Below are 21,107 nucleotides of genomic sequence, written 5' to 3'. Positions count from 1 at the left end.
GCCCCTGCCGTGCGGACCGACTGGCCGGTGCCTCGGGGGCGCGGAGAATGGGAGGGCGATGGCCGGACTCATCGAGGACTACGCCCTCATCGGAGACCTGGAGACGGCCGCCCTGGTCGGCAGGGACGGCTCGGTCGACTGGCTCTGCCTGCCCCGGTTCGACTCCCCCAGCTGCTTCGCCGCCCTGCTCGGCTCGGACGCCCACGGCGGCTGGCGGATCTCCCCGGCCGGCGGCGGGCCGTGCACCGAGCGGCGCTACCGGGGCGACACCCTGGTGCTGGAGTCCGACTGGCACACCCCGACCGGCTCCGTCCGGGTCACCGACTTCATGCCGAGGCGCCACCGCGCACCCCAACTGGTGCGCATCGTCGAGGGGCTGACCGGAGAGGTGGCGGTACGGGGCGAGCTGCGGCTGCGCTTCAACAACGGCCGGGTCGCCCCCTGGGTGCGCCGCACCGGGCACCACCGGGTCGCCGTGGCGGGGCCGGACTCGGCCTGGTTGCGGGTGCCGCCCGGGGTGCACACCTTCGGCGAGGACGGCACCACCGTCTCGGAGTTCACCGTCCACGCGGGCCAGCGGGTGCCGTTCACCCTCACCTGGCAGCCCTCCCACGTGACGGCCGCCCCGCGTGCCGACGCCGAGCGGGTGCTCACCGGCACCCTGGAGTACTGGCGGCACTGGGCCGCCGCCTGCCGCTACCAGGGCGAGTGGCAGGCGCAGGTGCTGCGCTCGCTGATCACCCTCAAGGCGCTCACCTACGGCCCGACCGGCGGCATCGTGGCCGCCCCCACCACCTCGCTGCCCGAGGTGATCGGCGGCGAGCGCAACTGGGACTACCGCTTCTGCTGGCTGCGCGACTCCAGCCTCACCCTCTCCGCCCTGCTGCGCGGCGGCTTCCGCGAGGAGGCCGCCGCCTGGCACACCTGGCTGCTGCGCGCCATCGCGGGCGACCCGGGCGATCTGCAGACCGTCTACGGGGTGGCCGGCGAGCGCGGCCTGCCCGAGACCACCGCCCCCTGGCTGCCCGGCTACCAGGGCTCCAGCCCCGTCCGGCTCGGCAACGCCGCCATGCACCAGCTCCAACTCGACATCTACGGCGAGGTGGTGGACACCCTGCAGCTCGCACTGGCCGCCGGGCTGCCGATGGAGCGCAAGGTCTGGCGGCTGCTGCTCGCCCTGATGGACTTCCTGGAGAAGCACTGGCGCGAGCCGGACGAAGGCCTGTGGGAGATCCGCGGCGAGCGGCGGCACTTCGTGCACTCCAAGGTGATGGCCTGGGCCGCCGCCGACCGCGCGCTGAAGATGGCCGAGGCCACCGGCCTGCCCGCCCCGGTCGAGCGCTGGCGCACCATGCGCGCCGACGTCCGGGCCGACGTGCTGGCGCACGGGTACGACTCCGGGCGCGGCGTCTTCGTCCAGCACTACGGCGGGCGGGAGTTGGACGCGGCCACGCTCTTCGTGGTCAAGACCGGCTTCCTCCCGCCGGACGACGCCCGGGTGATCCGCACGGTGGACGCGGTACGCACCGTCCTCGACCACGGCGGGTTCGTCCGCCGCTACCAGGCCACCGGCACCGACCGCCGCCCCGGCGCGGACGGGCTGCACGGCACCGAAGGCGCCTTCCTGGCCTGCTCGTTCTGGCTCGCCGACGCGCTGGCGATGACCGGCCGCCCGGCCGAGGCCCGCGACCTGTTCGGCCGGGTGGTGGCGCTCGGCAACGACCTGGGCCTGCTCTCCGAGGAGTACGACCCCGTCGCCCGCCGCCAGTTGGGCAACACCCCGCAGGCCTTCACCCATGTCGCGCTGGTGAACACCGCCTTCGCCCTGGCAGACTCCTGAGTTCCCCGATGAAGGACCGTGCCATGGCCACCGTGATCGACGACGACCAGCGCCGCGCCCGCCTGGCGCGCCGTCACCTGCTGGGCCCCGCCCACCGGGCCGCCTCGCCCGAGCAGGTGGCCGAGGCGGTGCTGGTGCTGCACGCCAGCGACCCGGCCACCGTCTTCCTCTCCACCGCCGCCCGCGCGGCCGGCACCGGAGTCGCCGCCCTGGAGCGCTCGCTCTACCAGGACCGCACGCTGCTGCGGATGCACGGCATGCGCCGCACCCTCTTCGTGCTGCCCGCCGACGTGGCCCCGCTGGTGCACTCCTCCACCACCCGCAAGGTGGCCGTCACCGAGCGCCGCCGCCTGCTCGCCTTCCTCGCCGAGGGCGGCTGGGACGCCGACTGGCTGGCGGGCGTCGAGCAGCGCGCCCTCGCCGCACTGGCCTCGGCCGGGGAGGCGAGCACCAAGCAACTGGGCGACTTGGTGCCCGAGTTGCGCGAGAGCGTGCTGATGTCCGCCGGCAAGCCGTACGAGGCCCGGCAGAGCGTGGGCAGCCGGCTGCTGGTGGTGCTCGGCATGGACGGCACCATCGTCCGGGGCCGCCCGGTCGGCGGCTGGACCAGCGGGACGCACCACTGGGAGCCGCACCGGGCCCCGGCGCGGCTGCCGGTGGCCGAGGCGCAGGCCGAGCTGGCCCGCCGCTGGCTGGCGAGCTACGGGCCCGCCACCGTCGAGGACTTCAAGTGGTGGACGGGCTGGGGTCTGCGGGAGGTGCGGGCCGCGCTGGAGGCCTGCGGCGCGGTGCCGGTCACCCTCGCCGCCGGGGCGGGCGTGGCACTGCCCGGCGACCTCGACCCGGTGGAGCCGCCGGAGCCCTGGGCGGCGCTGCTGCCCGCGCTCGACCCGACCCCGATGGGCTGGCAGCAGCGCGACTGGTACCTGCCCACCGAGCACCGGGCCGAGCTCTTCGACCGATCGGGCAATATCGGCCCCACCGTCTGGTGGAACGGCCGGGTGGTCGGCGGCTGGGCCCAGCGCGCCGGCGGCTCACTCACCTGGGAGGCCCTGGAGCCGCTCGACGGCGCGGCCACCGCGGCGGTAGAGGCCGAACTCGACCGCCTGCACGGCTGGTTGGGCGACACCCGGGTGACGCCCCGGTTCCGCACCCCGCTGGAGCGCAGGCTCAGCGCTTCCTGACCGGGCTCTGGCTGTTCGGGCCCTGCTTGTTCGGGAAGAGCCAGGGCTTGAGCAGCCGGTTCACGAACGGGAGCATCACGTAGACCATCAGGCTGCTGAACACGCAGCCGAGGATGATCGAGCGCAGCACCACCGGCATGTGCAGGTGCGGGGTGAGGAAGAGACTGCCGGTGACGGTCAGCGGGTTGATCGCCAGTGCGGCCGCGACCGCCATCTTCCAGCGCGGCGGGCCCTTGCGCTCCCCGCCGCTCGGGGCGGCCGTGAACCAGCCCTCCAGCCCGCGCAGTTCGTGCCGGTCTATCGCGTGGTGGTGGTCGATCGAGCCGAGCCGCTCGGCCCGCTCCGGCGAGTCCTGCCAGGCCTGGAAGGACTCGGCGTCCTTGAAGTGCATCACCAGCTGCCACGGCCCGCCCGGCTCGGCCGGCCGCAGCAGCCCCGTCCGCAGGTTCCCCGGCTGCGCCGCGGCGGCCGCGAGGATGCCGTTGGCCCACACCTCGAAGGACTCCTCGTAGCCCTGGTCCACCTCGTGCGCCACCAGGAGGGTGACGGCACCTCCGGCCTGCGTCGTCTCAGTCATGACATGCCCCCATCGCGTGATCCACCCCAGCCTAGGCGGACCGCGCACCCCGCGCCCGGCCGACGGCAGGAGTCTGCCGCGACTGTGTCAGCACCCCGGTAGCGTGGGGCACATGGGCATGTTCGACCGCAGTGGGACGGGGAGCATCAAGTGGGCGCGGGCGGGCGAGGGGCGGATCGCGCTCGGGCTGGCGGACATGGACCTGCCGGGGCCGCCGGAGATCGGGGCGGCGCTGGCCGAGCGGGCCCGGCACCCGGCGTACGGGTACACGGTGTGCGATCCGGGCGGGCGGGAGCTGGTGGCCCGTTGGTACCGGGAGCGGCACAGGGTGGTGGTCGACCCGGACTGGGTGCTGCTGCTGCCGTTCAGTGCCCGGACGGCGCTGCGGCTGCTGCTGGCGGCGGTCGGGCCGCGCGGGCCGGTGCTCTCGCCGACACCGGACTGGGGCGGGTTCCGGCAGCTCTGCGAGGTGGCCGGGCTGGCGTACCGGGCGGTGGAGCTGGCGCGGGACGGCGGCGGGTACCGGCTGCCGGTGGCGGAGTTCGCCGGGGCCGGGCTGGTGCTGCTGAGCAACCCGCACAACCCGTCCGGCCGGGTCTGGCAGGCCGCCGAGCTGCGCGCCCTGGCCGAGCAGGCGGCCGGGCGCGGCGGGCTGCTGGTCTCCGACGAGGTGCACAGCGACCTGGTCCACCCTGACCTGGGCCTGCGCCACCCGGTCGCCGTCGCGGTGGCGGGCGAGGCGGCCCGGCACACCGTGACGCTCAACTCGGTGGGCAAGACCTTCAACACCTCGGGCATCCCGAGCTGCTTCGCCCTGGTGCCGGACCCGGGGCTGCGCGAGCGGCTGCTCACCCTGATGGGCGGCTACGGCCTCTGGGAGGGCGGGCTGGTGCCGCAGCTGGTGCAGCGGGCGGCGCTCGAGCACGGCGGGCCGTGGCTGGACGCGCTGCTCCAGCGGCTGGCCGGGCACCGGGAGCTGGCCCTGGCGGCGCTCGGCCCGGCGGTGGCCTCCCGGCCGGAGGCCTCCTACCTGCTCTGGCTGGACGCCACCGCGCTCGGCCTCCCGGCCGAGGGAGCGCGGGAGCTACTGCTCACCGAGCGTGACGTCGAGCTCTCGGCGGGCACCGACTTCGGACCGGCGTGGGGCTCGCACCTGCGGCTCAACTACGCGCTCCCCGTCGAGCGGCTGCGCGCCGCGCTCACCCGATTGACCCCATGCTGACCTGCTGGGATATCGCTCCGGATGCCGTACATGAAGCGTTCATGTTTGGTTCGTAGCAGACTGAGCAAGAGAACCGGGCCGCAATCGCGAACCGAGGATGGTGAGTCCGGTGACACCGGTACGTGCACACCAGGTAACGGGCCGGGCGGAGCCGAGTCAGGCGCCACCGAGCGTGACGCCCCTGACCGAGTCGACCGCCGAGGACCATCTGCTCGGCATCTGCTTCAAGATCGGGCCGCCCCGGCTCACCGGGGTCGAGGCCGAGTGGTTCGTCCATGACGCCCGATGTCCCGGCACGACGCTCAGCCCCGAGCGCGTCGCGGCCGCCCTGGCCGCCCTCCCCGAGGAGCTCCCCGCGGGCTCCCGGCTGACCCGCGAACCCGGCGGGCAGGTCGAGCTCAGCTCCCCGCCCGCCGCCGACCCCGCCGACTGCGCGCGGGGCCTGCTGGCCGACCAGGCCGCCCTGCGCGAGGCACTCGCCGCCCAGGGCCTGCGCCTCACCGGCGCCGGCACCGATCCCCACCCGCGCGAACGCCGGATGCAGCTGGAGCTGCCGCGCTACCAGGCGATGGAGCGCTACTTCGACGCCCGCGGCCCCTGGGGCCGGATCATGATGTGCGGCACCGCCTCGGTGCAGGTCAACGTGGACGCGGGCGCCGCGAGCGGCCCGCACGCCTTTGCCGAGCGCTGGCAACTGGCCCACCGGCTCGGCCCCGTCCTGGTCGCCGCCTTCGCCAACTCCCCGCTCCTGGACGGGAAGCCCACCGGCCACCGGTCCACCCGCCAGCTGGTCTGGTCCCGGATGGACCCGAGCCGCACCCTCGCCCCGGCCGCCGACGCCGATCCGCGCGCCGCCTGGGCCCGGTACGTGCTGGACGCCCAGGTGCTCTGCGTACGCCGCCCCGACGGGCAGCCCTGGACGGCGCCCGCCGGGCTGACCTTCCGCGACTGGCTGCGCGGCGCGGGCGACCGCCCGCCGTCGGCCGCCGACCTGGACTACCACCGCACCACGCTCTTCCCGCCGGTGCGCCCGCGCGGCCACCTGGAGCTGCGGATGATCGACGCCCAGCCCGGCGAGGGCTGGCTCGCCCCGCTGGCCCTGGTCACCGCGCTGCTCGACGACCCGCTGGCGGCGGACGCCACCCGCGCGGCGCTGGCCCCGCTCGGCTCCCCCAACGGCACCCGGCCGCCGCGCACCGAGCTGTGGCGCCGGGCCGCGACCCTCGCCCTGACCGACCCGGAGCTGCGCCGCGTGGCGCTGGCCTGCTTCGGCATCGCCGACCAGGCGCTGGCCCGCCGCCCCGGCGCCGGCCGGCTGCGCGCCGCACTCGCCGAGTTCGCCGAGCGCTACCCCGCCCGGGGCCGCTGCCCCGCCGACGACCAGCTGGACGCCCTGCGGGCCGGCGCCGACCCCGCCGGCCACACCGACGTCGCCGGCCCGTCCGGCCTGGAGGCCGCACGATGACCGACACCCTCGACCCGGCCGCGCTCACCGACGAGCCGCTGCGCGAGCACATCGCCGCCGAACTGCTCGCCGCCCGCGCCCGCACCGCCGCGCTCACCGACTGCGTGGACGAGCAGGACCTCACTGCCCAGCACTCCCCGCTGATGTCACCCCTGGTCTGGGACCTCGCGCACATCGGCAACCAGGAGGAACTCTGGCTGCTGCGGAACGTCGGCGGGCGGGACCCGATGCACCCCGAGATCGACCCGCTCTACGACGCCTTCGAGCACCCGCGCGCCGAGCGCCCGAGCCTGCCGCTGCTGCCGCCCGCCGAGGCCCGCGCCTACGCGCACGAAGTACGCGGCCGGGTGCTCGACCTGCTCGCCGCCAGCCCGCTGGGCGGCGCCCCGCTGCTCGACGGCGGCTTCGCCTTCGGCATGATCGCCCAGCACGAACAGCAGCACGACGAGACCATGCTGATCACCCACCAGCTCCGCCAGGGCCCGGCCGCCCTCTTCGCCCCGCCGCCGCCCGCCCACCAGGAGCTGCTGCCCGCCGAAGTGCTCGTCCCCGCGGGCCCGTTCACCATGGGCACCGACACCGAGCCCTGGGCGCTGGACAACGAACGCCCGGCCCACCAGGTCGACCTGCCCGCCTTCTGGCTGGACACCACCCCGGTCAGCAACGGCGCCTACCAGCAGTTCATCGCCGACGGCGGCTACCAGCATCAGCAGCTGTGGAGCGAGGCCGGCTGGGCCCACCGGCAGCAGGCCGGCCTCACCGCCCCGCTGTTCTGGCACCAGGAGGGCGGCCAGTGGCTGCGCCGCCGCTTCGGCACCCTGGAGCCGGTGCCCGCCGAGGAGCCCGTGCTGCACGTGAGCTGGTACGAGGCCGAGGCGTACGCCCGCTGGGCCGGGCGCCGGCTGCCCACCGAGGCGGAGTGGGAGAAGGCCGCCCGGCACGACCCCGCCACCGGCCGCTCCCGCCGCTACCCCTGGGGCGACCAGCCCCCGACCACCGCCCGCGCCAACCTGGGCCAGCGCCACCTACAGCCCGCCCCCGTCGGCAGCTACCCGGAGGGCGAATCACCCTGCGGAGCGCGGCAGTTGATGGGTGACGTGTGGGAGTGGACGGCCAGCGACTTCCGCCCCTACCCGGGTTTCGAGCCCTGGCCGTACAAGGAGTACTCCCAGGTGTTCTTCGGCCCCGAGTACAAGGTGCTGCGCGGCGGCTGCTTCGCCGTCGCCCCGGTGGCCTGCCGGGGCACCTTCCGGAACTGGGACTACCCGATCCGGCGCCAGATCTTCGCCGGGTTCCGCACCGCCCGCGACGCCGAGGCGCGCTGATGTGCCGACATCTGGCCTACCTCGGGCCCGAACTGCCGATCGGCGAGCTGCTGGTCGCACCGTCGCACGGCCTGGCCGCCCAGGCCTGGGCGCCGCGCCTGCAGCAGTACGGCAGCATGAACGTGGACGGCTTCGGCCTGGGCTGGTACGCGGCGGGCGACGAACGGCCCGCCCGCTACCGGCGGGCCGGACCGCTCTGGGCCGACGAAGGCTTCGCCGATCTCGCCCGGGTGGTGCGCACCCGGGCGCTGCTGGCCGCCGTCCGCTCCGCCACCACCGGCTGCGCGCCGGGCGAGGCGGCGGTGGCCCCCTTCGCCGACGGGCCCTGGCTGTTCAGCCACAACGGCGCCCTGCCCGGCTGGCCGGCCGCCTACGCCAAGGCGGCCGCCACGCTGCCGCCCGAGGACTTGCTCGACCTGCCGGCCCGGACCGATTCGGCCCTGGTCTGGGCGCTGGTGCGCCACCGGCTGCGGTCCGGCGCCCCCGCCGGGCAGGCCCTCGCCGAGACCTGCCGCCGGCTGGCCGAGCAGGGCCCGGCCCGGCTCAACCTGCTGCTCACCGACGGCGGTTCGATCACCGCCACCGCCTGGGGCGACACCCTGTGCTACCGCGCCGGCCCCGGCCAGGGCGTGGTGGTCGCCTCCGAACCCTTCGACGACGCCCCCGGCTGGCACCACCTGCCCGACCGCAGCCTGCTGCTCGCCACCCCCGAGAGCCAGGCCGTCCGGCCCCTGCTCCCCTGAGAGGACACCCTCCCGTGAGTGACTTCGACCTCAGCCGTCTGCTGCCCGCCGACCACTTCGACCGGGCCCTGCGCCAGGACGTCCGGCACGGTCTGACCGCCCGCCCCAAGTGGCTGCCGCCCAAATGGTTCTACGACGCCCGCGGCAGCGAACTCTTCGAGGAGATCACCCGGCTGCCCGAGTACTACCCGACCCGGGCCGAGCGGGAGATCCTGACCACCCGGGCCGACGAGATCGCGGCGCTGACCAGGGCCCGCACCCTGGTCGAGCTCGGCTCGGGCTCCTCGGAGAAGACCAGGCTGCTGCTCGACGCGCTCAGCGGCTTGGGCACCCTGGTCGAGTACGTGCCGGTGGACGTGAGCGAGAGCGCCCTCGAGGGCGCCGGAAAGGCGCTGACCGCCGACTACCCCGGCCTCGCGGTGCACGCGGTGGTCTCCGACTTCACCCACGGCCTCGGCTTCTCGGCCGCCGCCGCGGCACCCAAGCTCGTCGCCTTCCTCGGCGGCACCCTGGGCAACCTGCTGCCCGGCGAGCGCGCCGACTTCCTGCGCTCGCTGCGCGAGGGGATGGCCCCCGGCGACGCCCTGCTGCTCGGCACCGACCTGGTCAAGGACCAGGGCGTGCTGGTCGCCGCGTACGACGACTCGGCGGGCGTGACAGCCGAGTTCAACCGGAACGTGCTGCAGGTGATGAACCGGGAGCTGCGGGCGGACTTCGCGGTGGAGGAGTTCGAGCACGTCGCGCTCTGGGACGCCGAGCAGGAGTGGATCGAGATGCGGCTGCGGGCGCTGCGGCCGATGACGGTGACCGTCCAGGAGCTCGGCCTGACCGTGGAGTTCGCGGCGGGCGAGGAGCTGCGCACCGAGATCTCCGCGAAGTTCCGCCGCGAGCGGGTCGCCGAGGAGCTGGCCGCGGCCGGGCTGCGGCTCACCCAGTGGTGGACCGACCACGCCGGGCGCTTCGGCCTCTCGCTGGCCGAACCGGTGTGACCACCGGCGCACTGTAGCCGCGATCTTCGCCGGGCGCAGCGTTATCCGTCACTCTGTGCGGTGGATCGGGGACCTCCGGTACTCATGGGTGCAGGAGGGGTGATTCCTTGATCTTCAGTCGGATTCGGCGTGCACCGCGGGCGTGCCCGGTGGCACATCACCACGACGTCCAGCTGCCGGAGCAGCAGCAACCGGCCCCGGCCGGGCCCGACGAGCACCCGCTCGTCGGGCCGGCCGTCGCCTTCGTGCGGCAGTACCACCAGGAGCTGCCCGGGGCGGGGGACGCGGCGCCGCGGGTGCGCGAGGTGCTGGCCGAGATCGAGCGGACCGGCAGCTACCGGCACACCCCGCAGGAACTGGCCTTCGGCGCGCGGGTCGCCTGGCGCAACGCCGCGCGCTGCATCGGGCGGCTGTACTGGCGCAGCCTGGTGGTACGGGACCTGCGGCACCTGAGCGGGGCCGAGGAGGTGGCGCAGGAGTGCTTCGAGCACCTGCGCCTGGCCACCAACGGGGGCCGGATCCGCCCGGTGGTCTCCGTCTTCGCCCCGGACGCCCCCGGCTCCCCGGGGCCGCGGCTCGAGGGCCCGCAGCTGATCCGCTACGCGGGCCACCGGCAGCCGGACGGCTCCTGGATCGGCGACCCGGCGACCGGGGAAATCACCGCATGGGCCCGCGAGTTGGGCTGGAAGGGCGGCCAGGAGCCGTTCGAGGTGCTGCCGCTGCTGGTGACCGAGCCGGGCGCGCGGCAGCCGCGCTGGTTCGAGCTGCCGGAGGACACCACGCTCGAAGTGCCGATCAGCCACCCGGAGTACGGCTGGTTCGCCGAGCTGGGCCTGCGCTGGTACGCGGTGCCCGCGATCAGCGACATGGTGCTGGAGATCGGCGGGGTGCGGTACCCGGCGGCGCCGTTCAACGGCTGGTACATGGGCACCGAGATCGGCGCGCGCAATCTGGCGGACGCCGACCGCTACGACCAACTGGGTGTCGTCGCTGAACACTTGGGGCTCGACACCTCCAGTGAGCGCACCCTGTGGCGGGACCGCGCCCTGGTCGAGCTCAACCGCGCCGTGCTGCACTCCTTCCAGGAGGCGGGCGTCACGATGGCCGACCACCACACCGAGTCCGACCGCTTCCTGCGCCACATCGCCCAGGAGGCCCGGCTCGGCCGCCCCACCCCGGCGGACTGGAGCTGGATCGTGCCCCCGGTCTCCGGCGGGCTGACCCCGGTCTACCACCGCTACTACGACCCGGTGGATCCGGCCGCCCGCCCGGCCTTCCTGCCGCGCCAGGGGCTCCCGGCGGCGGCCGGGGATTAATGGCTGGCGCCCGCGCCGGGCAGGCCCCACAATGCGCCAGTGGATCTTGAACTGAACCGTACCGTGACAGCAGTGGTGACCTACCTGGGCGAGCAGCTCGGCGAGTTCGGCCCGTTCCCCGTGGAGACGCTCCGCTGGCAGGACGTCGCCCCGGTGGCCCGGGCGGCCGAGGAGAGGCTCGGGGTGCCGGTCGTGGTGCTGCGGCTGGTCTCGGTGGAGGGCGGGGAGGACTACCAGGGCGGTCACGTGACCTACCAGGTGGAGGCGCTCCAGCGCCCCCGGGCCGGCCTCGACCCCTCGGACCGCCCGCTCGGCGATCCGGCCCGCCGAGCCGGCTGGGCCACCTCCGAGGGCGCCCGGGCCTCGCTCGCCTGGGCCGAGGAGGCGCTGGTGGCGGCCGGGCGGCCGCTGACCGGCCCGGCCGAGCAGATCAAGACCTGGAACCTCTCCGGCGTCCACCGGCTGCCGACCGGGGCCGGGCCCGCCTGGCTGAAGAGCACCCCGGTGTTCGGCGCCTGCGAGGCCGAGACGATCGCGCTGATCGCCGAGGTGGACCGGGAGTTGGTGCCCACCGTGCTCGCCGCCGACACGCCGGGGCGCCGGGTGCTGCTCGACCACGTGCCGGGCCAGGACTGCTGGGGCTTCCCGGAGGACACCATGCTCGCGGTGGTCGGCCGCTGGGTGGCCGCCCAGGCCGCCCTCGCCGAGCGGGTCGCCGCCCTCGGCACCGGCACCACCCTGCCGCTGCGCACGCCGGAGCGGCTGACCGATCAGGCCCGCGCCCTGCTGGACCGCGAACTCGGCCTCACTGCCGACGAGCTGGCGGCAGCGCGCGAGCTGGTGGGCGGATTCCCCGCGATGGCCGAGGAGTTGGCCGCCTGCGGCCTGCCCATCACGCTGGTGCACGGCGACTTCCACCCCGGCAACTGCCGCTCCGACGGCACCGGCAACGTCCTGGTGGACTTCTCCGACGCCTGCCTGGGCCACCCGGCCTTCGACGGCCTGCGCCTGCGGCCGATGCTCTCCCCCGAGCGCTGGGAGCAGGTCCGCGCCCTCTGGTGCGAGGCCTGGCGCAAGGCCGCTCCCGGCAGCGACCCCCAGCGCGCCCTCGAGCTGGCCCGCCCGATCATGCGGATCGGCTACGCCGTCCGCTACCAGGAGTTCCTCGACGGCATCGAGGCCAGCGAGCGCATCTACCACCAGGACGACCCGGCCGCCGAGATCCGGGGCGCCCTGCGGGGTTAATCCCCTTGCTCCCCCGTCGTCGTCCGGGTCTATCGTGTGCGCCATCGGATTCCGCCGCTCGGCGGCGACAGGGGGAGGAACCCTTCAGCATGCAAAGACGTCTGACGCCGCGGCGGAGCCTGAGCTTCGCCGTGGCGTCCGCCCTCGGGCTCGCGGGGGTGCTCGCCACCGCGCCGTCGGCCTCGGCGGCGCCGGCGTTCGCACCGGTACCACTGGTCGCGCTGGCCTACACCGACGCCCACACACCCACCACCGGCTACCCGCAGCCGACCGGTGACCTGCCGCTCGGCAGCTCGGTCGACGCCCAGGGCGCCACCCACACCTCGCGGGTCTACGCGACCTTCGACCTGGCCGGGTTCGCGGCCAAGGACCCGGCCAAGCGGGTGGTGACGGCCAACTTCTTCTTCGGGGAGTCCCAGGCCGCCTCCTACACCCGGCGCAGCGTGGAGGTCTGGCAGACCGCCGCCCCGGACGCGCCGGTCACCTGGCGCCGTACGCCGGCCGAGCAGCAGCTGCTCGGCACGGTCACCACCACCGCGCCCGGCCCGGCCGGTTACCTGCACCTGGACCTGACCGCTGCCGCCGCCAAGGCCGCCGCGAGCAACAAGCAGACGCTCTCCGTCGAGCTGCGCCTGCCCGCCGCCGAGGAGAGCGACCCGACGCGCGGCCGTAGCCTCAGCAGCGGCAGCTGGACGGGCCTGCGGATGTCCGCCGCGGCCAACACCCGGCCCGGCACGCCCACCGACCTCTACACCGACGCGCGGCCGTGCGACACACCGCCGTACGTGTCGAGCCTCACCCCGTCGCTGACGGCCATGCTGCACGACGCCGACGCCAACGACCGCACCCTGACCGGCCGGTTCGCTGTCTGGCCGGTGGGGCACCCGGAGCAGCGCACCGAGTTCTCCCGCGAGTCGATGCCGGACGGCTACGCGACATCCGTCAACGTTCCGGCCGGGCTGCTGACCGACGGCGGCAGCTACGGCTGGCAGGTCCGCGGGGACGACGGCACGGACCAGTCCGGCTGGTCCAGGTCCTGCACCTTCCGGGTCGACGCCACCCGGCCGACCGCCGCGCCCGGGGTGACGTCCTCGAACTACCCGGCCGACCGGTGGACCCCCGGTGGGACGCCGGCCGAGTTCACGCTGACGCCGGGCGGCGTGACGGACGTGGCCGGCTACCAGTACTCCTGGACCCAGGACTTCCCCGTCCTCGGCTGGTCCCAGGGGCCGAACGGGATCCCGCAGTGGACCGACCCGTACACCTCGCCCGGCTTCGTCCGCGCCTCGCGGCTCGGCGGCCCGGTGCAGCTGAGCCTGATCCCGCCGAGCTCGGGCCCGCAGCGGCTCTTCGTGCGCAGCCTGGACCGGGCGTTCAACTCCTCGCCCGCCACCACGTACCAGTTCTTCGTCGGTGACACCTCGCCCGTGGTGACCGGCCTGCCGGCCAGCGCCCGGCTCGGGGAGCCCTTCACCCTGCACCTGGCGCCGAACGCGAGCGTCACCTCGGTGGACAGCTACACGGTGCAGGTGAACTACGACGCGCCGCAGACCGTGGCCGCCGCCGCCGACGGCACCGCCTCGGTGACTCTCACCCCCACCTACCAGTGGGGCACCACCATCACGGTGCGCAGCCACAGCACCAACGGCTGGGTGAGCTCCACCAACCAGCTGTTCGTCAACGTGGACACCACGCCGACCGTCAGCTCCGACGTCTACCCGGAGGACACCGGCACCCTGGTCAACGCGGGCGGCGTCGGCGTCACCGGCGTCTTCACCTTCGCACCGAAGGTGAAGAACGCGGTCTCCTACACCTACTCCTTCGACTGGAACGGTGAGACGACCGTCGCGGCGGGCCCGGACGGCACCGCGCAGGTCTCCTGGGCGCCGGACGCGAGCGGGCAGCACACCCTCTCGGTCTACGAGACCGACGCGAGCGGGCAGACGTACGACAGCTACTACTACTCCTTCGACGTGAACTGACGTCAGGCCGGTAGTGCTGGGGGCGCGGCGGTTGCCGCGCCCCCTTCTCGTTGCTCAGAGCGCTTCGTAGCGCAGCGCCAGCCCGTCGAGCAGGGCCGCCAGGCCGGTCTCGAAGGCGCCCTCGTCGATGGTGCGGCCGTGCTCGGCGAGGCGGTGGGCCTCGGCGAGGTGGGGGTAGTCGGCGGTGTAGAGCCGGGCGTCCTCGGGGAAGCCGCCGGCGAAGGAGGCGAGGGCCGAGCCGGTGATGAAGTAACGCATCAGGGCGCCGATCCTGGTCGCCTGCCCGCGCGGCCAGCCGGCCTCGGTGAGGCAGCCGTAGACGGCGTCGGCGAGCCGCAGGGCGTTGGGGCGCCGGCCCGGGCCCTGGGCGAGGACGGGGACGATGTTCGGGTGCGCGGCCAGGGCCGCGCGGTAGGAGCGCGCCCAGTCCCGCAGGGCCGGGCGCCAGTCGGCGCCGGGGTGGAACATCGACAGGTCGACCTCGCCCATCACGCTGTCCACCACCGCGTCGAGCAGGTCGTCCTTGGTGGCGAAGTGGTTGTAGAGCGAGGGGCCGCTGACGGAGAGCTCGGCGGCCAGGCGGCGGGTGGAGAGCGCGGCGAGCCCCTCGGCGTCGGTCAGCGCGAGGGCGGCGGCCACGATGCGCTCACGGCTCAGCAGCGGGGTGCGCGGTCGCGCCATGCCAGTCCCTCTCCTGTCGACCGGACTGCATATGGACAGATCGACATTCTTGCAGGCCCCTCTTCCCTGTCTCCCCGGCGCGGGCTACAGTCACGGTAAAACTTGCAGTGCTAGTTTACTGACCCGACCGAACCGGGACGAGGGGTCCGTCACCGTGAATCTTGAGCTCACCGAGGAGCAGGCCGCCGCTCGCACGCTGGCCGCCGACTTCACCGATCGCGAGATCGTGCCGCACGCCGCCGCCTGGGACCGGGCCGAGTCGGTGGACCGCGCGATCATCGGCAAGCTGGGCAAGGTCGGCTTCCTGGGGCTGACCATCCCCGAGGAGTACGGCGGCAGCGGCGGGGACCACGTGACGTACTGCCTGGTCCTCGAGGAGCTCGGCCGGGGCGACTCCTCGGTGCGCGGCATCGTCTCGGTCTCGCTCGGGCTGGTCGCCAAGTCGGTCAACGGCTACGGCACCGAGGAGCAGAAGCGGCACTGGCTGCCCCGGCTCACCTCCGGCGAGGCGCTCGCCTGCTTCGCCCTCACCGAGCCCGGCACCGGATCGGACGCGGCGAACCTGACCACGAAGGCCGTCCGGGACGGCGACGGCTGGGTGATCGACGGCGCCAAGACGTTCATCACCAACGGGACTTGGGCGGATGTCGCGCTGGTCTTCGCCCGCACCGGGGAGCCCGGGCACAAGGGTGTCACCGCCTTCCTGGTGCCCACCGACACCCCCGGCCTCACCCGCCGTGAGATCCACGGCAAGCTCGGGCTGCGCGGCCAGGCCACCGCCGAGCTGACCTTCGAGGGCGTCCGGGTGCCGGACTCCGCCCGGCTCGGCGCCGAGGGCAAGGGCTTCTCGGTCGCGATGGCGGCCCTGGCCAAGGGCAGGATGTCGGTGGCCGCCGGCTGCGTCGGGATCGCCCGCGCCTGCCTGGAGGCCGCCGTCGGCTACGCCACCGAGCGCGAGCAGTTCGGCAAGCCGATCGCCGCGCACCAGCTGGTGCAGGAACTGCTCGCCGACATCGCGGTGGACGTCGAGGCCGCCCGGCTGCTCACCTGGCAGGTGGCCGACCTGATCGAGCGCGGCCTGCCCTTCGCCACCGCCTCCTCCACCGCCAAGCTGTTCGCGAGCGAGGCCGCCGTGCGCGCGGCCAACAACGCGCTGCAGGTCTTCGGCGGCTACGGCTTCATCGACGAGTTCCCGGTCGGCAAGTACCTGCGCGACGCCCGGGTGATGACGCTGTACGAGGGCACCAGCCAGATCCACAAGCTGCTGATCGGACGCGCGCTCACCGGCGTCAACGCGTTCTGACGACCCACCGACGTCACAATATCGACATACCGGCAGCGATCCTGCCGGTCACTCGACAAGGAGACCGCACCAGTGCGTCCCGTCTACTTCGCCGCCGCCCGCCGCACCCCCATCGGGCGCCTGCGCGGCGCACTCTCCACCGTCCGCCCCGACGACCTCTCGGCCGCCGTGCTGCGCGCGCTGCTGGCCGAGGTGCCGCAGCTCGACCCGGCCCGGATCGACGAGGTCTACTGGGGCGCCGCCAACCAGGCCGGTGAGGACAACCGCAACGCCGCCCGGATGGCCGTGCTGCTCGCCGGCCTGCCCGAGACGGTGCCCGGCGCCACCGTGAACCGGCTCTGCGCCTCCGGCCTGGAGGCCGTCACCCTGGCCGCCCGCACCATCGGCTCCGGGGAGGCGGACGTCGTCCTCGCCGGCGGCTGCGAGTCGATGACCAGGGCGCCCTTCGTGCTGCCCCGGCCCGACGAGGCGATGCCGCACAAGCTGGAGACCTTCGACACCCGGCTCGGCTGGCGCCTGACCAACCCGAGGATGAAGGAGCTGCACGGCGTCCTCTCGATGGGCGAGACCGCCGAGGAGGTGGCCGAGCGCTACGGCGTCAGCCGCGAGCGGCAGGACGCCTTCGCGCTGCGCAGCCACCAACTGGCCGCCGCCGCCCGCAAGAACGGGCTCTTCGACGCCGAGCTGCTGCCGGTCGAGCGCCCGGACGGCGTGGTGGTCACCCAGGACGAGGGCATCCGCGAGGACACCACCCTGGAGAAGCTCGGCCGGCTCAAGCCGGTCTTCCGGGCCGGTGGCACCGTGACGGCGGGCAACGCCTCGCCGATGAACGACGGCGCCGCCGGGCTGCTCCTGGTGAGCGAGGAGGCCCTGCGCGACCTCGGCCTGGAGCCCCTCGGCCGGTACGTGGCCGGGGCCTCCGCCGGGGTGCACCCGGACGTGATGGGCATCGGGCCGGTGCCCGCCACCCGCAAGGTGCTCGCCCGGGCCGGCTGGCAGCTCGCCGACCTCGAGGCGGCCGAGTTCAACGAGGCCTTCGCCGCCCAGGCCCTCGCCTGCGTCGACGAGTTGGGCGTCGACCCGGAGCTGGTCAACCCGACCGGCGGCGCGATCGCGCTCGGCCACCCGCTCGGCGGCTCGGGCGCCCGCATCCTCACCACCCTGCTGCACCGGATGCGCCGTACCGGCGCCCAGCGCGGCCTGGCCACCATGTGCGTGGGCGTCGGCCAGGGCACCGCCGTACTCGTCCAGAACGACTGAACCGCCTTTACTGTCAAGGGAGACAGAGAACCATGACTCGTTTCGCAGGCAAGGTGGCCGTGGTCACCGGGGCCGCCCAGGGCATCGGCGCCGCGACGGCGCTGCGCCTCGCCGAGGAGGGCGCGGCGGTGGCCGTGGTCGACCTCAGCGCCGAGCGGGCCCAGGCCACCGTGGACGCGATCACCGCCAAGGGCGGCACCGCGCGCGCCTACGGCTGCGACGTGGCCGACTACGACGCCGTGGCGGCCGTCTTCGCCACCGTGGTCGAGGAGTTGGGTGCGCTGCACATCCTGGTGAACAACGCCGGCATCACCCGCGACAACCTGTTCTTCAAGATGGCGAAGACGGACTGGGACGCCGTGCTCACCGTCAACCTCACCAGCGCCTACAACTGCAGCCACGTGGCGCAGCAGTACATGGTGAAGCAGAAGTACGGCAAGATCGTCTCGCTCAGCTCCCGCTCGGCGCTCGGCAACCGGGGCCAGGCCAACTACGCCGCCGCCAAGGCCGGCATCCAGGGCCTGACCGCCACCCTGGCGATCGAGCTCGGCCCGTTCAACGTCAACGTCAACGCGGTGGCCCCCGGCTACATCGCCACCTCGATGACGGCGGCCACCGCCGAGCGGGTCGGCGCCACCCCGCAGGAGCACCAGGAGCAGGTCGCCAACCGCACCCCGCTGCGCCGGGTCGGCCAGCCGGAGGAGATCGCCTCGGTGGTCGCCTTCCTGGTCAGCGAGGACGCGAGCTACGTGAGCGGGCAGACGCTGTACGTGAACGGTGGGGCGCGTTGACCCGAAACCGGGTGATCCGTGCGGTAGCTTCTCCGCAGGGCTGACGGTATGTCAGATGGCCACTCCGGCCTGGTCCTTGACCAAGCCACGGGGTGGCCATTACCTGTTCTTGTGGCCCGATCGGGTGCGGTCGGCGGACCCGTTCTGGCTATGGCACGATCGCGCCCCGGCCGGTGGGATGACGGGGCCGCTCGCACGACCGGCACCGCCCCCAGAAGGAGTTCCATGGGCCACTCCCCCGCCACCGCGGGCTCCCGACGCTCCCTGTCCACCCGCACCCTCGCGCTGCTCGCCGTCGGGGCCACCGCCCTGACCGGCGCGAGCGTGACCGCGCAGACCACCGCCCTGGCCGGCCACCACGCCGCCGTGCCGACGGTGCGCGTGCACCCCGCCTCCCAGGGGCACATCAGCGCCACCTCGCGGGTCGCGCCGATATCGACCTCGGACTGCCTGACCCTGATCGGCATCCACTGCTACTCGCCGCTGCAGTACCGCAAGGCCTACGACCTCGACCCGCTGTACCAGCAGGGCGTCACCGGCAAGGGCCGCACCATCGTCATCGTCGACTCCTTCGGCTCGCCGACCATCCAGCACGACCTGGAGGTCTTCGACAAGCAGTGGGGGCTGCCGGACACCAGCCTCGAGGTGGTCAAGTGGGGCAACGTCCCGGTCTTCGACCCGACCGACCCCACCCAGACCAGCTGGGCCGGTGAGACCACGCTGGACGTCGAGTACGCCCACTCGATCGCGCCGGACGCCCACATCGTGCTGGTCGAGACGGCCGTGGCCGAGACCGAGGGCGTCACCGGGCTGCCCGAGATGATGGACGCCGAGCAGGCGCTGATCAAGGCCGGCAAGGGCGATGTCATCTCGCAGAGCTTCGACGCCACCGAGAACACCTTCCCCGGCTTCGACCAGGGCAACTACAAGTCGATCACCGACCTGCGCTACGCGTACAGAGCGGCGGCCGAGCGGGGTGTCTCGGTGCTCGCCGCCTCCGGCGACGACGGTGTCACCAACGCGGACAACAACGGCGGGCTCTACCCGTTCCCCGTGGCCGGCTGGCCCTCCAGCGACCCGCTGGTCACCTCGGTCGGCGGCACCGAGCTGACTCTGGACAACGACGGCAACCGCACCGCGCCGGACAAGGTCTGGCACGACGACTACGGCGCGGCCGGCGGCGCCGACTCGGCCGTCTTCGAGCGCCCCTGGTACCAGTGGGGCGTGCAGGGCGTCACCGGGAACCACCGCGGCACCCCGGACATCAGCATGAGCGCGGCGGTGGACGGCGCGGCCTGGACGTACGAGTCCTACGACCCGGCCCGGGTCGGCTGGCACCTGACCGGCGGCACCAGCGAGGCCACCCCGATCTTCGCGGGCATCACGGCCCTGGCCGACCAGTTGGCCGGCCACCGCCTCGGCCAGCTGAACTGGCGGATGTACGGCCTCGCCAACCTCCCGGCCAAGTGGAGCGGCATCGTCGACGTGACCACCGGCGACAACGGCTGGAACGGCGTCACCGGCTACCAGGCCGCCAAGGGCTACGACCTGGCCTCGGGCCTGGGCACCATCGACGCGGCCAAGTTCGTCCACGCGATCGCCGGTCGCTGACCGCGGCGGACTGACGGCGGGCCGGGCCGCACCCCTTGTGCGGTCCTGCCCGCCGTCAGTCCGCCTCCGCCTGGGCCGCCACGAGCTGCTTCAAGTACCGCTCGGAGGAGCGGAGTTTGCGCCCCTCCGGGCCGGGGAGGTGGGCGCGCAGCTCGATGATCTCCGGCGCGATCCGGATCGCCTCGGCGCGGTCGGACACCGCGCGCCAGCAGGCCTCCGCGTTGGTGGCGGCCTGCTGGGTCTCCGGGTGCTCGGGCCCGTGGGCCCGCAGCAGGGTCAGTGCGACCTCGCGGTAGATCTCCGCCGCCACCACCGGGTGCCCGGCCAGCCGGGCGACGTGCGCCCGCAGCTGGCGGGCCTGCAGCACCGGGGCGGCCAGCGGGCCGTGCGCGGCCAGCGCCAACCCCTCCAGCTCGCGCGCCAGTCGGTCGGCAGCCTGGTGCTCGCCCGCCTCGGCGCTGCGGACGATCCGGCCGGCCAGCTCCCGGTAGTCCACCTCGGCGGCCGGGGCCGGGGTCCCGGGCTTGTGCAGCAGCACCTTCTCGGCGCCCGGGGCGGCCGAGACCTTCAGCAGCGAGACCGGGCGCGACGGGCGGGGCGGGGTCGGCGGGACGCCCGCCTTGAGCAGTGTCACCCAGCCCCGCGCGGGGGCGCTCCCGCCCTTGGAGAGCTGCACCTTGGCGGCCTGCCCCGCCGTACCGCCGGGCTTCGGGCGGGCCGCGCGGGTGGGCGGCTTGGGCATGACGGCCGCCGGACGCGGGCCGGCCAGCTCCTCCGGGTCGACCGGGCCCTCCCCCAGGCGCCGGGCGGTGTTGCGGAAGAACGGCCGGTCGGCCAGGTAGGAGGAGAGGATGATCGCGTCCTGGCGCAGCACCGAGTGCACCTGCTGGCGCAGCTGCTCGGGCGTGAGCACCTCACCGGCCCCCGGGCGGCCGAGGTGCAGGGACTCGATCAGGGCGCGGGTGAACTTGCCGATCTGCTCCGGATCCGGGCTGACGGTGGCCCACAGCGGCACCCCGTCCATCAGCGGCGAGATCGCGCTCTGCACCTGCGGCCAGGCGGCCTGGTCGGCGCTCAGATCGCCGATCACCAGGGTGTCCCACTCGGTGGAGCGGTGGCGCAGCTCCTCGGCCAGCGCCTGCCAGGGCAGGCCGTCCTGGCGGACGGTGCCCGGCTTGGAGTCACGCAGCGTCAGGTAGAGGTGCCCGCCCCGGCGGTCGGCCACCAGGTGCCCGCCCACGTGGATGAGCAGCGGACCGACGTGCCGGGAGGCGGCCCGCAGGTGCGCCATCACCATCTGCGGGTCGGCGGCGCCGGGCAGGTGGACGGCGTCCACGGCGTCGGCGGCCAGCAGGATCTGCGGCGACACGGCGGCGAGCATCGCCGACAGCACCTGCGCCTGCCCGCCACCGGCCCGGCCCCAGGGGCGGCGGCCGGCGCCGCCGTACCCGCCCTCGATGACCAGGATGCGGCCGCGCAGACCGCTGCCGGGGCCCGACGGCCCGTTCGCCGCCGCGCCGATCGGCGCGGCGGCGGGGGTGGGCGCGCTGCACCCGGTGGGGGGCGGGGGGCG

17 protein-coding genes are annotated in these 21,107 nt (G+C 74.3%); 14 read left to right on the top strand and 3 right to left on the bottom strand.

Going from position 1 to position 21,107, the window contains the following annotated elements; genetic code table 11:
- Positions 1–58: 58 nt before the first annotated feature.
- Together ABT095_RS00085 and ABT095_RS00080 are read left to right on the top strand one after the other, a co-directional pair.
- Positions 59–1,840, top strand: coding sequence for a glycoside hydrolase family 15 protein (locus ABT095_RS00085; RefSeq protein WP_350526925.1), 1,782 nt, complete (start codon positions 59–61; stop codon positions 1,838–1,840).
- A gap of 23 nt (positions 1,841–1,863) precedes the next feature.
- The gene (locus tag ABT095_RS00080; RefSeq protein ID WP_350526924.1) at positions 1,864–3,024 is read left to right on the top strand and encodes a winged helix DNA-binding domain-containing protein; all 1,161 of its coding nucleotides are present in this window, start codon (positions 1,864–1,866) and stop codon (positions 3,022–3,024) included.
- On the opposite strand, the gene ABT095_RS00075 is transcribed toward ABT095_RS00080, so the two are convergent.
- A complete protein-coding gene (locus tag ABT095_RS00075) occupies positions 3,011–3,601 on the bottom strand; it encodes an antibiotic biosynthesis monooxygenase (protein ID WP_350526923.1) in 591 nt (196 codons plus the stop codon). The genes ABT095_RS00080 and ABT095_RS00075 overlap by 14 nt on opposite strands.
- A 112-nt stretch (positions 3,602–3,713) precedes the next feature.
- Between ABT095_RS00075 and ABT095_RS00070 the strand changes: the two genes are divergently transcribed.
- The 8 genes from ABT095_RS00070 (at position 3,714) to ABT095_RS00035 (ending at position 13,888) form a co-directional block, all read left to right on the top strand.
- Positions 3,714–4,823, top strand: coding sequence for an aminotransferase class I/II-fold pyridoxal phosphate-dependent enzyme (locus ABT095_RS00070; protein ID WP_350526922.1), 1,110 nt, complete (start codon positions 3,714–3,716; stop codon positions 4,821–4,823).
- A gap of 172 nt (positions 4,824–4,995) precedes the next feature.
- Entirely contained in the window at positions 4,996–6,288 is a 1,293-nt protein-coding gene (egtA, locus tag ABT095_RS00065) for an ergothioneine biosynthesis glutamate--cysteine ligase EgtA (protein WP_350526921.1), read from the top strand.
- Positions 6,285–7,613 carry an ergothioneine biosynthesis protein EgtB gene (gene egtB, locus ABT095_RS00060; RefSeq protein WP_350526920.1) on the top strand — a complete coding sequence of 443 codons (1,329 nt, stop codon included), beginning with the start codon at positions 6,285–6,287 and terminating at the stop codon, positions 7,611–7,613. The genes egtA and egtB overlap by 4 nt, the downstream gene beginning before the upstream one ends.
- On the top strand, positions 7,613–8,356 hold the full coding sequence (egtC, locus tag ABT095_RS00055) for an ergothioneine biosynthesis protein EgtC (protein ID WP_350526919.1): 744 nt from the start codon (positions 7,613–7,615) through the stop codon (positions 8,354–8,356). Before egtB ends, egtC begins: the two co-directional genes overlap by 1 nt.
- A 14-nt stretch (positions 8,357–8,370) precedes the next feature.
- Positions 8,371–9,345, top strand: a complete 975-nt coding sequence (gene egtD / locus ABT095_RS00050) for an L-histidine N(alpha)-methyltransferase (protein ID WP_350526918.1) — start codon at positions 8,371–8,373, stop codon at positions 9,343–9,345.
- Between the two features lie 149 nt (positions 9,346–9,494).
- Positions 9,495–10,661: a nitric oxide synthase oxygenase gene (locus ABT095_RS00045; RefSeq protein WP_350526917.1), complete on the top strand. Its 1,167-nt coding sequence runs from the start codon at positions 9,495–9,497 to the stop codon at positions 10,659–10,661.
- A 39-nt stretch (positions 10,662–10,700) separates the two neighbouring features.
- The gene (locus tag ABT095_RS00040) at positions 10,701–11,906 is read left to right on the top strand and encodes a phosphotransferase (protein ID WP_350526916.1); all 1,206 of its coding nucleotides are present in this window, start codon (positions 10,701–10,703) and stop codon (positions 11,904–11,906) included.
- Positions 11,907–11,995: 89 nt separating this feature from the next.
- Positions 11,996–13,888 carry a hypothetical protein gene (locus ABT095_RS00035; RefSeq protein WP_350526915.1) on the top strand — a complete coding sequence of 631 codons (1,893 nt, stop codon included), beginning with the start codon at positions 11,996–11,998 and terminating at the stop codon, positions 13,886–13,888.
- A gap of 54 nt (positions 13,889–13,942) precedes the next feature.
- On the opposite strand, the gene ABT095_RS00030 is transcribed toward ABT095_RS00035, so the two are convergent.
- On the bottom strand, positions 13,943–14,569 hold the full coding sequence (locus ABT095_RS00030) for a TetR/AcrR family transcriptional regulator (protein ID WP_350526914.1): 627 nt from the start codon (positions 14,567–14,569) through the stop codon (positions 13,943–13,945).
- 154 nt (positions 14,570–14,723) lie between these two features.
- On the opposite strand from ABT095_RS00030, the gene ABT095_RS00025 reads away from it, so the two are divergent.
- The 4 genes from ABT095_RS00025 to ABT095_RS00010 all read left to right on the top strand — a co-directional run bounded on the left by ABT095_RS00025 (position 14,724) and on the right by ABT095_RS00010 (position 19,534).
- Positions 14,724–15,872: an acyl-CoA dehydrogenase family protein gene (locus tag ABT095_RS00025; RefSeq protein WP_350526913.1), complete on the top strand. Its 1,149-nt coding sequence runs from the start codon at positions 14,724–14,726 to the stop codon at positions 15,870–15,872.
- 72 nt (positions 15,873–15,944) lie between these two features.
- Positions 15,945–17,132: a thiolase family protein gene (locus ABT095_RS00020; protein ID WP_350526912.1), complete on the top strand. Its 1,188-nt coding sequence runs from the start codon at positions 15,945–15,947 to the stop codon at positions 17,130–17,132.
- Between the two features lie 32 nt (positions 17,133–17,164).
- Positions 17,165–17,923: a 3-oxoacyl-ACP reductase FabG gene (gene fabG / locus ABT095_RS00015; RefSeq protein WP_350526911.1), complete on the top strand. Its 759-nt coding sequence runs from the start codon at positions 17,165–17,167 to the stop codon at positions 17,921–17,923.
- Between the two features lie 225 nt (positions 17,924–18,148).
- A complete protein-coding gene (locus ABT095_RS00010; protein WP_350526910.1) occupies positions 18,149–19,534 on the top strand; it encodes a S53 family peptidase in 1,386 nt (461 codons plus the stop codon).
- Between the two features lie 55 nt (positions 19,535–19,589).
- Here ABT095_RS00010 and ABT095_RS00005 read toward each other — a convergent pair.
- Positions 19,590–21,107 (bottom strand): hypothetical protein (locus ABT095_RS00005; protein ID WP_350526909.1); only part of this gene is annotated, 1,518 nt, incomplete at its 5' end.

The sequence above is a fragment of the Kitasatospora sp. NPDC002227 genome (assembly GCF_040296285.1).
Lineage (GTDB): Bacteria > Actinomycetota > Actinomycetes > Streptomycetales > Streptomycetaceae > Kitasatospora.
This window is presented reverse-complemented; position numbering and strand designations above follow the sequence as displayed.